Consider the following 12,703-nt stretch of genomic DNA (forward strand, 5'->3'; position numbering starts at 1 on the left):
CGGAAAATTTTTCCCCAGAATTAACTGATTCTTGTTTCAATCCCTGATAGGGATTCAGGGGAATTTAGACCAGAAGAGATTATGTATTCTGAGTATTTCACTTAGTTAAGTTTCAATCCCTGATAGGGATTCAGGGGAATTTAGACTAGGTGGTAACGAGTACAGACCCTGCTTGTATCCCGAGTTTCAATCCCTGATAGGGATTCAGGGGAATTTAGACTGCCGACCTCTGAAACGCTTGCTGTATTTAGTTTTCAAGGTACAATTCCGAGAGACTCCATTAAATATATCATTTCAGACTTCGCTAGACAAGAGGCATCTCAAAAAAAAACTCCCAAATCCACTCCCAGTAAACGTTTCAAGATTTCCGAGAACCTCACCCTAAGGCAAATTTCCTCAAACCTAGATCAGACAAGGAATACAGCCCGAAAATAAGACTCGCCCAAAAAAACACCTACCCCCTCTCGGATTTCATCCCAAAACATCGACGTGATCATCCTTCATACTCAACCCATCTCCCTTATCGACACAGGTTGCAGTACAACCATCCTACCCCACCAGATTAGCAACGATACTGATTAGCTCTTGACTCTCCAGTAGAATGGAGACTTTATCCTATATCTATAACACCCTTTCAGCCTTAAAACCTGCCATCGCCCCTTTGCACCCCCAAACGCCCCAAATTGCAGATCTCCAGGAGTCAACCATGGAAACCAGCCATCTACGACTACAAGGAATGGGTTGCGCCTCTTGCGCCGCCACGATTGAACAAGCCATTCAAGGTGTTTCTGGCGTTGTTGACTGTAATGTTAACTTTGCCATGGAACAAGGTTCTGTAACCTATAATCCCAAAGCGACAACTTTAGACAGCATCCAACAAGCCGTCGCCGATGCAGGATATGGGGCGCATCCCTTAGATACCACCCAAATGGGTGAAGACACCGACGCCGAAAAAACCGCACGAGAAGCCCATCAACGGGATCTCAAACATAAAGTTATCGTCGGCGGCGTGATTAGTCTTCTCCTCGTGGTTGGTTCACTTCCGGCGATGACAGGATTACATATTCCCTACTTTCCCTCCTGGCTGCATAATGCTTGGGTGCAACTGGTTTTAAGTACACCTGTACTGTTTTGGTGCGGTCAATCTTTCTTTGTCGGCGCGTGGAAAGCCTTTAAACGCCATGGCGCGGATATGAATACACTGGTAGCGCTGGGGACAGGTTCCGCTTATTTCTATTCTCTCTTTGTTACCTTTTTCCCTGGCTTTTTAATCGCCCAAGGCTTGTCACCGGATGTCTACTACGAACCCGCCGCCGTGATTATTACCCTCATTTTATTAGGGCGACTGTTGGAAAATCGGGCAAAAGGTCAAACCTCAGAAGCGATTCGTAAGTTAATGGGATTACAAGCGAAAACAGCGCGAGTCATTCGTAAAGGAGAAGAGGTTGATATTCCGATTGAACAAGTTATTGTCGATGATGTTATAGTTGTTCGCCCTGGGGAAAAGATTCCCGTGGATGGAGAAGTAGTTGACGGGGCATCTACTATTGATGAATCTATGGTAACGGGTGAACCCATCCCGGTGAAAAAACAAGCTGGCGATGAAGTAATTGGCGCGACAATTAATAAAACCGGAAGTTTTAAATTCCGCGCCTCACGAGTGGGGAAAGATACGGTATTGGCGCAAATTGTCCAATTAGTCCAAGAGGCGCAAGGGTCAAAAGCCCCGATTCAGAAACTCGCGGATCAAGTCACAGGCTGGTTTGTACCCGTTGTAATTGCGGTTGCGATCGCGACGTTTGTGATCTGGTTTAATGTGATGGGTAATGTTACCCTTGCCACGATTACTACGGTTGGGGTTTTAATTATTGCTTGTCCCTGTGCCTTAGGTTTAGCTACTCCGACATCCATTATGGTGGGGACTGGCTTAGGTGCAGAAAATGGCATTTTAATTAAAGGGGGAGATAGTTTAGAACTCGCCCATAAACTTCAGGCAATTGTCCTGGATAAAACGGGTACGATTACCCAAGGGAAACCCAGCGTAACTAACTATGTTACCGTCAAAGGAACAGCCGATCATCATGAAATAAAACTGCTCCGATTCGCCGCCGCTGTAGAACGGCTTTCCGAACATCCCTTAGCTGAAGCCATTGTTGATTATGCCAAATCTCAAGGCGTAGAATTCCCATTACCCGACGTACAAAACTTTGAAGCCGTTGCTGGAATGGGAGTACAAGGAGAAGTGGAGAATCACTTCATCCAAATTGGCACTCAACGCTGGATGAATGCATTAGAAATTGATACCCAATCCCTACAATCTCAGAAACAAACCTGGGAAGCGGCGACAAAAACAACGGCTTGGATTGCTGTGGATGGTAAGATTGAGGGATTAGTCGGTATTGCTGATGCCATAAAACCTTCTTCTGTGGAGGCGGTAAAGAAACTGCAACGCTTGGGGTTGCAAGTTGTCATGTTAACCGGAGATAATCAACAAACAGCAGACGCGATCGCACGAGAAATTGGTATCCAGCATGTCTTTGCCGAAGTGCGCCCCGATCAGAAATCCGATGTCATCCGTTCCCTACAAACCGAACCAATTAAGAAGACTCCACAATCAACAAATAGCCAGGGCGGGTTTAGTGAAATTAGTGGTTTTTTCCTAAATATTATCGGTAAAACCCGCCCCTACACTATCAACAATCAACATTCCAATCGGATTGTTGCTATGGTAGGTGATGGAATTAATGACGCCCCCGCCTTAGCCCAAGCGGATGTGGGAATAGCGATTGGTACGGGTACGGATGTGGCTATGGCAGCCAGTGATATTACGTTGATTTCTGGGGATTTAAACGGGGTTGTCACGGCGATTCAACTTAGCCACGCCACGATGGGAAATATTCGCCAAAATCTGTTTTTTGCTTTTATTTATAACACCGCAGGGATTCCGATTGCGGCGGGAATTCTTTATCCCTTATTTGGTGTATTACTCAATCCCATTATAGCCGGAGGAGCCATGGCACTGAGTTCAATTTCTGTAGTCACAAATGCATTAAGATTACGGAATTTTAAGCCCCAAATTATCAGCGATCGCCTGTAGGGGCGACCCGCTGAAATCAATGAACAACTCAAATCTATTCAACTTTATCGGATCGCCCTTTATTAACCTTGAGGAGGAATCAAACCAATGGCAACTAAACCTAAAATCTTAGCCTATCTGATTAGTTTAGGACTTATATTCGGAGTTGCTGTTAATCCGGCTATGGCTAAATTGTCAGAACATCAGTCCCAGAAAACGAGTCAATTTAGCAAAATTGAGCAACCGTTACTCCTGAAAGTGGGTGTTACTTTAGGAGGAGTTGTATTAATTGGTGCAGAACTTTGGTGGTTTTTATTAAGTAAACATCAATCCAACAAGTCTTGAATAAGAATCGGCGAAGACAGTGCAACAAAGTAGGGGAGCTGGGGGAGCCATGTAGAGACGCGCCATGGCGCGTCTGGGAACTCTTTGAGCCGGGACACTGTAGCTAAAAATTAGGGTGGGCAATGGTTGTGGCTTAAGTTGACACCCATGAGTGTGGGGAACATCCTGTGAAAAGTGAGATCATGCTTGGCAACTCATCGCCTAGTCACAATGGGAAAATGGGAAACCAACATTCTTTATAATCGGGACGAACTGGCGATGGTAGCTATTCACCAGAGAGATAAACCCAAGCTTTACGATGCCTATACCATAAAACCGTTAGAGCTATCTCGCTCTACCAACGGTGTGTATCAGCATTCCAAATGGCATAGTGAGGGAGACATCCTAAACTGTCAACATCTGTTTTAAATGCTATTCGTGATCCTAATAACGAGATCTATCTGAGTGTTGAATGAAATTTGCCTGGGTTTTTATGAAAGTTCGCTTTTGTTCTACTTTTTATAGCTTGGAGACTTTTTCTGTGGAACCTTATGGCTGAGACTGGCGCTAAAGCGCAACTACAAGCGCAACTACAAGCGCGATGACAAGCACAAGGAGGAACCGGGATAATCTAGATAGGGCATTTCTCTAGCTAGGTGATGAATCTTTATGACTGCTTCCACTCCCCGTTTCCCCGATATCCAAAACCACTGGGCGCGTTCTTTTATTGAAGGGTTAGCCCTGGTGGGTATGATTAGTGGCTTTCCCGATGGGCGTTTTCGTCCTAATGATCCGATGAGTCGGGCGCAGTTTGCGGCGTTGTTACAGAATGCTTTTTCTAAACCGAGTAAACGCCCAAATGTTCCGTTTGTGGATGTTCCTACTAAACATTGGGCAACTGGGGCGATTGCTAAGGCGTATCAAACCGGGTTTATGTCGGGGTATCCGGGAAATCGGTTTCGCCCAGAGGCGAGTATAGCCAGAGTGGAGGTGTTGGTGTCTCTAATCACGGGATTGGAGATAACTACTGCTGGATTAACGGAGGTGAAAGCCGCCCTAGGGGAACTCTATGATGATTTTGGTGACATTCCCAACTATGCTATTGATCGGATTGCGATCGCAACCAATACGGGAATGGTGGTGAATTATCCCCAACTTAAGCGCTTCAATCCCCTCCAAGCCGCCACCCGTGCAGATGTTGCGGCGTTTATTTACCAGGCGTTAGTCTATACGGGTGAACTTGACGCCATTGGTTCAGACTATATTATCGTGCGCCAGAAAACCCTGAAACTGAGCCATCAACGGGAGTTTCGTGGGGTGTGGGTAGCGACAGTCTGGAACATCGATTGGCCCCCCCAACGAGGCTTATCTGTCGCCCAACAGCAACGGGAATTGTTACAAATTATTGACCGCATGGCTGAACTTCAGTTAAATGCGTTAATCTTGCAAGTTCGACCTACAGGTGATGCCTTTTATGCCTCCCCGTTAGAACCCTGGAGTGAATGGTTAACCGGCATACAAGGTCAAGCTCCCGATCCTTATTATGACCCCTTAGAGTTTGCGATCGCGGCTTGTCATCAGCGCAATATTGAACTCCACGCCTGGTTTAACCCCTACCGCGCCAAAACTTCTTCCCAAAGTTCCACCAATGTCGCCCCTCATATTAGCGTCACCCATCCCGAATACGTGTATAAATATGGCAATCAGCAGTGGATGGACCCTGGGGTGAAAGTAGTTCAAGATTTAACCTATAACGTAATCATGGATGTCGTGCGGCGCTACGACGTTGATGGCATTCATCTGGATGATTATTTTTATCCCTATCCCATCGCGGGAGAAGAGTTCCCCGATGAAAAAACATATAACGCTTATCAAGCCGAAGGCGGCACTCTTAGCTTAAGTGATTGGCGGCGGGAAAATGTGAATCAAATGGTGCAGCGCCTTTATACCGGAATTCGCGCTACTAAGAAACATGTTAAATTTGGCATTAGTCCCTTTGGCATTTATCGTCCCGGACAACCACCTCAAATTAAAGGCTTAGATCAATACGAATCCCTCTATGCTGACCCGAAACAATGGTTAGAAGCAGGATGGATTGATTATATCGCCCCGCAATTATACTGGCGCATTGACCCCCCCGCCCAAAGTTATCCCGTTCTCCTGCAATGGTGGACAGACAATAATCCCAAACAGCGCCATATTTATCCCGGCAATCGGTTAAGTATGTTGGATGCTCAAGACTGGTCTTTCTTAGAATATGAACGGCAAGTTGATATTACCCGCAACCTGGCTCCCCAACTCTCCCTCGGCAATATCTTTTATAACATGAAAGTCTTTAATGAAAATCGTTTGGGAGTGGTTGAAAAGTTCCAAGCCTCTGTTTATAATCAACCCGCCTTATCTCCAACCATGTCGTGGCTGAGTGATACACCGCCAGCGATTCCGGTTCGGGTGAGAGTGATTGGAAATAAGCTAATTTGGAATGCAGCGATTAACGCCAAGATTCGCTCTTGGACAGTGTATCAGCAGCAAGGCGAAAACTGGACACTGCACAAAATTTTGCCAGAGGAGATAACCGAGGCAGAATTAGCACCGGGAACCTATGCGGTATGTGCTGTAGACAGACTAGCGAATGAAAGTTTAGGCGTTGTGGCGTCTATTCAATAATGTCTTTGAGATGTGGAAATCAGGGTAGACAAAGGGAACGGGGAACAGGGAACAGGGAACAGTAAGGGTTTGGGGGGGTTACAAAACTTAATTAGCGTACCGTTTTCTTTTGTCCGACTACTTATAGATGTTCTAACTGCTATTACTAGACTAATAATCTTGGGCAAAGATATGAATACTGTCACCTTAAATTTAGACACCATTCACTTAACTGACGAACAATTCTATCAATTATGTCAAAATAATCGCGAGTTTAACTTTGAAAGCACAGCGAAGGGAGAATTAATTATCATGCCACCCGTTGGCGGAGAAAGTGGGAATCGAGACTCTGAACTGATTGCCGATTTGGTCATCTGGAATCGGCAAAATGCCCTAGGTTTTACTTTCAGTTCCTCCACAATATTTAAGTTACCCAATGGTGCGAAACGTTCCCCAGATGCGGCTTGGATTCGCCGAGAACGCTGGGAAGCGCTCCCCCCTGAACAACGGCGCAAATTTCCCCCGATTGCACCTGATTTTGTCATCGAATTAAGGTCAGTTACAGACGATTTGCAACCGTTACGTGACAAAATGCAAGAATACATGGATGCGGGAGTGCAATTGGCATGGTTAATTAACCCCCAACCGCAGCAAGTGGAAATTTATCGCCGGGGACAGCCAGTAGAACTACGAAATCTGCCGACAGAATTATCGGGGGAACCCCTATTACCAGGATTTCTAGCAGTAGACACATCGATTAGGACGTTCGGCACCATTGTAGAGACGTTGCATGCAACGTCTCTACATAAATGATGTATCCTAACCGCTATGGCGGTTGCTATAGCTTAACTTTATCTGCCTATTTGTAATACTATATAATTTTAAATATGATTTACAGCGCTTTGCGCTGTAATAAAGTACAGTAGATCAAAGTCCCCCTTCAGATCCCCCTCCCGTCCCCCTTTTGATCCCCCTTCCGTCCCCCTTTTAGATCCCCCTTCCGTCCCCCTTTTAGATCCCCCTTCCGTCCCCCTTAAAAAGGGGGAGACCAAAGGATGCGGGAGCTTTTTGTTCCATGGGGGAGACCAAAGGATGCGGGAGCTTTTTGTTCCATGGGGGAGACCAAAGGATGCGGGAGCTTTTTGTTCCATGGGGGAAGCCAAAGGATGCGGGAGCTTTTGGTTCCATGGGGGATTTAGGGGGATCGACAATGTACCGCATAGCAGAGCAAACTGCTGTAAGCTAGGGCAAAGATATGAATACTGTAACCTTAAATTTAAACACCATTCCTTTAACCGACGAACAGTTCTATCAATTATGTCAAAATAATCGCGAGTTTAACTTTGAAACGACGGCGAAGGGAGAATTAATTATTATGCCACCCGTAGGCGGAGAAAGTGGAAATCGAGAAGCCGAATTAATTATCGATTTGGGAATCTGGAACCGACAAACTACCCTGGGTTATACCTTCAGCTCCTCCACAATATTTAAGTTACCCAATGGCGCTAAACGTTCCCCAGATGCGGCTTGGATTCGCCAAAAACGCTGGGAAGCGCTAACGCCTGAACAACGGCGCAAATTTCCCCCGATTGCACCAGATTTTGTCATCGAATTAAGGTCAGCTACAGACGATTTGCAACTGTTGCGTGACAAAATGCAAGAATACATGGATGCGGGAGTGGAATTGGCATGGTTAATTAACCCCCAACAGCAGCAAGTGGAAATTTATCGCCGGGGACAGCCAGTAGAACTACGAAATTTGCCGACAGAATTATCGGGTGAAACCCTATTACCAGGATTTAGCTTGAGTTTATCGGCGTATAGAGATAATACGCTTGCTTAAGCAGATACCATAAACCTTATTCGGTTTGGTCTTCTGGCTTCTGCTCCTTGGCTTTTACTCGCTTCCTAACTTTACTTGGCTTCGGCTTTTTGGCTTCTGGCTTCTGCTCCTCTGTAGTCGATTTCTGTTCTTGGGCTTCTGGCTTCTGCTCATCTGTACTAGGCTGTTGCTCTTTCGTTTCTACCTTCGGCTCTTTGGCTTCTGGCTTCTGCTCCTCTGTCGTAGGTTTCTGTTCTTGGGCTTCTGGCTTCTGCTCATCTGTACTAGGCTGTTGCTCTTTCGTTTCTACCTTCGGCTTTTTGTATGGCTTCTGCCGTTTTATACTCGGCTTCTGCTCTGTGCCTTCTGACTGCTGTTCTTTCCCTTCTGGCTTGTGCCTTCCCGTACTCGGCTTCTGCGGTGACTTATTCTGCCGTTTCTCCTGCTGTACGGCTGTCTTGTCAGCTTTGGACGCCTTCAAAAACTTAGGTGCTTTATCCAAGGGTGGTGCTAACAGAGCATCAAACTCAAAAAGATTCCGAGTGGGCAAAAATTTAGCCTTGACTTGAATAAATGCCGGATGTCCTTGCTCCTCTTTGGGGGTTTTGGGATTGAATCGGAATGGCTTAACCGGAGAATCTTTCCACATCAACGGGAGGTGAGACGCCTTCATAAACCTCACCTTTTGCGCTGGTTCAGCTTGCTTGATATAATCTAAGCGATCGCGATTGAAATTACGGAAAATCGAGACAACGGGTCCTCGACAAACAGGTATAAATTGCCACAAACCACGCAGCTGAAATTCAAAATCGTCCAATTGTGCCGCAACGCCATCGGGTTCTCCTTTCGAGAATCCTACCAACTGAAAGGAAATCTGATGCGACTTAGTGCGTTGAGGAAAGTGGATTACTCTGGGGTAAACGATTAATCGTTGAGTCGCTTCGCCAGTGTTTTTGATTTCCAGTTTCAGAGCGTTGAAAGCCTTGCGTAATCGAGATGTATAAAACAAGGGATAGTCTCGACCCGCCATAGTAAGCATAGCCCGCCCCTCCTCTGACCAGCTAACATCACCGACGACGATTCCAATCGCTTGGAAGATAATTCCATCATTTTCTGATTCCTTTGTTTCCTCCTCAGGAGTGTCAGATGTTTCAGGTGTATCAGATGTTTCAGATGTTTCAGATGTTTCAGATGTATCCGGTGTTTCAGGTGTTTCAGATGTTTCAGATGTATCCGATGTTTCAGGTGTTTCAGGCTTTTCTGGCTTTTTAGGTGTGTCAGGTGTTTCAGGTGTTGCTGTCGTCTGTTCGAGTTCTGGCTCTGTCATCATGGCTGCTGCTGACTTTTTCGTTCAGGGTAGCATTAGAAGCTATATTCCGTCGCCAATTGCGGTACGTTGATTCAATTACAACCGACTGAAATTCTTATCCAGTCGTGTTTGGACGCCTGTAAGCGGTTTGCTGGGGGCGTTGAATCTCTGGCGAATTATGGCAATTAGTGCGGCTGCGGTTTCCAGAATGCGATTTATGTTTGATTTACCCATTGTACTATGGCTTGGATTAACCCTTCTAAGGTATAATATTGAGCCTCTACATCCACTCGCCCTAAGAGTTGTTGACAGGTTTTAGAGGTTTGTGGACCAATGGAGGCAATACAGACATTTTCCAAAAGCGAGAGTGGATGATTACTGTTTTTGTCCAAAAGCTGCCTAAAATTTTTGACGGTTTTAGAACTGGCAAAGGTAATAATATTGACGGTATGATTTTGCAACGCTGCCGCAGCTGGGGGTGCTATTTCCCCTGGACAGGTTGACTGATAGGCTGCTACTTCCACAATAGTAGCACCCTGGGCAGTTAAGTCTTTGACTAAAACCTCTCGTCCCCCAGTTTCTACACGCGGAAACAGGATAGTTTGTTCCGCCAAGGGTTCCGGAAAATGTTCAACTAGAGAATCGGCGACAAAATCTGGGGGAATAAAATCTGGATGTAATCCCCGTTCCTTTAAACTAGCCGCCGTTTTCTTGCCCACAACAGCAATTTTGACGCCGGATAACGCACGACTATCTTTTCCTAGTGTCAGCAATCGTTCAAAAAAGTACTTGACGCCGTTACTTGAGGTGAGAATTAACCAATCAAAATCGGATAAATTAGTAATGGCTTGATCTAAGGCGTCCCAACTCGACGGCGGTGTAATCACCAAGGCGGGCATTTCAATCACCGTTGCGCCTTCTTTCTCCAACAAGTCCCGAAATGTACTCGACTGTTGCGCCGAACGAGTGACTAAGATTGTTTGACCCTGAAGCATCTGCGGGAAACTACGTTTATTAATGTCATAGCCTATTGTCTCTTGTTTTGGGGTAAACTCAACGGGTAACTGTTGGTGCGATCGCAGATAGTCTCGTAATCCTACCACTTCTCCCACGACAATCACCACCGGAGACAGGGAGACACCAGCTGTTTGCTTAACAATACTGGACAGGGTTCCCACCCAAACCTGTTGCTGAGTCTGTCCACAAGCCCGAATCACCGCCACAGGGGTTTGATAGGATTTGCCATAACGCTGTAACTGCTGAACGATGGTGGCTAAATGACGCCCACCCATTAAAATAGCCAGAGTATCGATTCGCGCCAATGCTTCCCAGTCTAAGGCTTCGGGTTGATGCGCTGTCAGCACAGTAAAACAGCGACTCAAAACCGCATCAGTCAGGGGAATATTTGCCAGTAACGGTGCAGCTAGGGCAGAGGAAATCCCCGGTACGACTTCAAAGGCACAATCGGCATCGGTTAACGCTTGAATTTCAGATGTAGCCCGACCAAAGATAAAGGGATCACCACTTTTTAAACGGGCGACTTGCTTTCCTTGTTGGCATTGTTCAACCAACAATTGATTAATCTTTGCTTGCGAAGTTGAGGGACGCCCCCCCCGCTTTCCCACATCAAACTGGCGGCAATTTGCTGGGACTAATTCTAAAAGTTGGGCGTCTACTAAAGCGTCATAGACTAATACCTCCGCTTGACGGAGAATCTGTTGCCCGCGTAGGGTGAGGTATGCCATACTTCCGGGTCCAGCACCGACGAGATACACTTTACCCAAAGGGCGTCGAGAACGCCCACCTCTAGAAGAATCAGGATAAAAGCTGCCCGCTGCCTGTTGATTGTTGATTCGGGATTCTTGATTGGGGTGAACCATTCTCCAATTTTAAACTGTTTTCGTAAACACATCCTCCTTTATCACCCCATGCAAGAGGAGGCGATTGAAATCGCTGCTATACAAACAAAGTCCGCCTGCGCGGACTAGGGGGCTGTCTTAGGTTTGAGTAGTTCAAGGTTAAGCAAGATCCCCGACTTCTCTAAGAAGTCGGGGATCTGTCTGTGTAGCTCACTTACTTGAAAAGCCCTGTAAGCTGTCATGCCTTTAAATTGGGAATGGGTAGTGAGGAGGAATGGGAAACAGAGAACGTTTACAGATTATTAGAAATAGCTTATATATATGGGCGCACATTTTCCCACTATAAAATAATACTATCAAAAACTAATCGAATTGTCTAGATTTTTTCAAAAATGCTGAAATCCTCGACTTAGGGTTAATAATTCATCCGCATACTGTCCCGTACTATCCCTGAGACAAACCGACCTACCGGATGTAACGTAACCAATAATTGCTAATCCGGCTGCAAATTTTTCGACAAATACCTGAGCCAATGGTTCAGACAAACATAACACCAGTTCAAAGTCTTCTCCCCCATACAAAACCCAATCCCAAACTTGTTCTGGGGAAACAAGCCGAGGTAATACGGAGGGGATAGGAATCGCATCCCGTTCCACCACAGCCCCCACCCCACTCGCTCGACAGATTTGGGCGATCGCATCGGCAAGTCCATCGCTGCTATCCATTGCGGTTAGGGAGATTGGAGATTGGGAGGCTAGAATTTCCCAGAGTTGAGGTAAGATATCCAGTCTGGGCTTAGGGCGTTGGTGGGCTTGAATCAGACGCGATCGCTCTTTTTCACTCAAGTCTTTGCCGAATTCCGGATTAAGTAACAATTCCAACCCAACTCGCGATGCACCATGAACTCCTGTCACCACGATCGCATCACCGACTTTAGCAGTAGAACGCCGCATGACGCGCTCTTGTAAAACTTGACCAAATGCAGTAATCGATACCGTAATCACCGGAGACTGACAAACATCACCCCCGACAATGGGCGTATTATACGGCTGTAAACACTCAGACATACCTTGGTAGAGTCGTTCAACCCAACTCACCGCCACATCACCCGGAAGACTCAAGCCAACCGTAATCCCCAGAGGCGATGAACCCATTGCGGCTAAATCCGATAAATTTGCCGCCACAGCACGCCAACCCACATCTTCGGCTGAGGTGGTGCGATCGCTAAAATGAATTCCATCTACTAAGACATCGGTTGTCACCACTAATAATTGCCCAGGTTCTAGATTTGGCATAATCGCCGCATCATCACCCACAATATCTGAGGGACAAAAGCGCTGTAATCGTTTTAAAACACCCTGTTCTCCAATATCTATAATCACATCATCGCTCATTTGTCAATTAATCTAAGTCGTCGGACTTGCATTAAAGTTAACAGTTGAGATTAGGGAACAGCAAGGAACAGTAAAGTCCTGTCATCATTAATTACGTCGATGCAGTTTAGGAAAGCGATAGTAGGTATCTCCATCCGGATCAACTTCTGGCATAGCATTAAACTGATGATCCTTACCTTAACCTGAATGGCACGCTCAGATGAGGCTGGTGGGCATTGCCCACCCTACGGGATATCAAGGGTTTTGGCAATTCCAAACGGCTTATTGAGCGTG

At 46.2% G+C, this 12,703-nt stretch carries 9 protein-coding genes and 1 CRISPR repeat array (1 of these 10 only partly in view); of the genes, 6 read left to right on the forward strand and 3 right to left on the reverse strand.

Features of this window, described 5'->3' with window-relative positions; genetic code table 11:
• Window positions 1-220: a CRISPR direct-repeat array (repeat unit 37 nt; unit sequence GTTTCAATCCCTGATAGGGATTCAGGGGAATTTAGAC) (it extends 187 nt beyond the left edge of the window).
• Between the two features lie 486 nt (window positions 221-706).
• The 6 genes from RIB93_RS04975 (at window position 707) to RIB93_RS05000 (ending at window position 7,889) form a co-directional block, all read left to right on the forward strand.
• Window positions 707-3,097, forward strand: a complete 2,391-nt coding sequence (locus RIB93_RS04975) for a heavy metal translocating P-type ATPase (protein WP_446370962.1) — start codon at window positions 707-709, stop codon at window positions 3,095-3,097.
• Window positions 3,098-3,184: 87 nt separating this feature from the next.
• A complete protein-coding gene (locus tag RIB93_RS04980; protein ID WP_446370862.1) occupies window positions 3,185-3,421 on the forward strand; it encodes a hypothetical protein in 237 nt (78 codons plus the stop codon).
• Window positions 3,422-3,607: 186 nt separating this feature from the next.
• The gene (locus RIB93_RS04985) at window positions 3,608-3,829 is read left to right on the forward strand and encodes a hypothetical protein (protein ID WP_446370864.1); all 222 of its coding nucleotides are present in this window, start codon (window positions 3,608-3,610) and stop codon (window positions 3,827-3,829) included.
• A 240-nt stretch (window positions 3,830-4,069) separates the two neighbouring features.
• Window positions 4,070-6,067: a glycoside hydrolase family 10 protein gene (locus tag RIB93_RS04990; RefSeq protein ID WP_446370866.1), complete on the forward strand. Its 1,998-nt coding sequence runs from the start codon at window positions 4,070-4,072 to the stop codon at window positions 6,065-6,067.
• A 171-nt stretch (window positions 6,068-6,238) separates the two neighbouring features.
• Window positions 6,239-6,859 (forward strand): Uma2 family endonuclease, encoded by a 621-nt coding sequence (locus RIB93_RS04995; protein WP_446370868.1) that lies wholly within the window; start codon window positions 6,239-6,241, stop codon window positions 6,857-6,859.
• Window positions 6,860-7,301: 442 nt separating this feature from the next.
• Window positions 7,302-7,889 carry a Uma2 family endonuclease gene (locus tag RIB93_RS05000; protein ID WP_446370870.1) on the forward strand — a complete coding sequence of 196 codons (588 nt, stop codon included), beginning with the start codon at window positions 7,302-7,304 and terminating at the stop codon, window positions 7,887-7,889.
• Window positions 7,890-7,905: 16 nt separating this feature from the next.
• Here the strand turns inward: RIB93_RS05000 and RIB93_RS05005 are convergent, their stop codons facing one another.
• From RIB93_RS05005 to thiL, 3 genes are all read right to left on the reverse strand, one after another.
• A complete protein-coding gene (locus RIB93_RS05005; RefSeq protein WP_446370872.1) occupies window positions 7,906-9,198 on the reverse strand; it encodes a hypothetical protein in 1,293 nt (430 codons plus the stop codon).
• Between the two features lie 194 nt (window positions 9,199-9,392).
• A complete protein-coding gene (gene cobA / locus RIB93_RS05010) occupies window positions 9,393-10,922 on the reverse strand; it encodes a uroporphyrinogen-III C-methyltransferase (RefSeq protein ID WP_446370964.1) in 1,530 nt (509 codons plus the stop codon).
• A gap of 500 nt (window positions 10,923-11,422) precedes the next feature.
• Entirely contained in the window at window positions 11,423-12,430 is a 1,008-nt protein-coding gene (thiL, locus tag RIB93_RS05015) for a thiamine-phosphate kinase (RefSeq protein ID WP_446370874.1), read from the reverse strand.
• Between the last annotated feature and the right edge of the window lie 273 nt (window positions 12,431-12,703).

This window comes from Coleofasciculus sp. D1-CHI-01 (assembly GCF_040218875.1).
Taxonomy (GTDB): domain Bacteria; phylum Cyanobacteriota; class Cyanobacteriia; order Cyanobacteriales; family Coleofasciculaceae; genus Coleofasciculus.